This is a genomic window from Wolbachia endosymbiont of Nomada ferruginata (assembly GCF_001675785.1).
Classification (GTDB): domain Bacteria; phylum Pseudomonadota; class Alphaproteobacteria; order Rickettsiales; family Anaplasmataceae; genus Wolbachia; species Wolbachia pipientis.
The window spans coordinates 1-359 of record NZ_LYUY01000205.1 but is presented as its reverse complement, the minus strand read 5'-3'; the positions used below and the strand labels follow the sequence as shown (position 1 = coordinate 359).

The 359-nt window shown below is 32.9% G+C and carries 1 protein-coding gene and 1 pseudogene; both read left to right on the top strand.

The annotated features are described in order from the left end of the window. Positions 1–167 (top strand): annotated as a pseudogene (locus tag BA053_RS08235) (phage baseplate assembly protein V); the annotation flags it as partial. Beyond that, the coding region (locus tag BA053_RS06440; RefSeq protein ID WP_065106883.1) for a PAAR domain-containing protein at positions 168–359 on the top strand (192 nt) is incomplete at its 3' end. It lies immediately after the preceding pseudogene.

The window sequence follows — 359 nt, the reverse complement described above, 5'->3', positions numbered from 1 at the left end:
TAAATAGTGTGAAGTTTCAAGATGGAACAAGATTGTTATATGATAAGGAAAAACATCATTTAGAGATTGAAGTAGTAGACAAAATAACACTGAAAGCTGGGGAATCGAGGATAGAAATGACAAAAAGTGGAATAAAATTGAAGGCAGATAAAATAAACCTTAATTAAATGAATAAATCGGTTGTACGAGTAGGAGACTATTGTGGAGAAGTAACACCGCATTTCTGCATTAGTGGGAGTAACAATGTTTTTGTAAACGGTAAGTCAATATGTAGACAAGGAGAAAGTTTTAGTGAAGGAAAAGTAATGATTCAAGGATCAAAAACAGTGTTTGCAAATGGTCTTAGTGTAGGAAGAGTA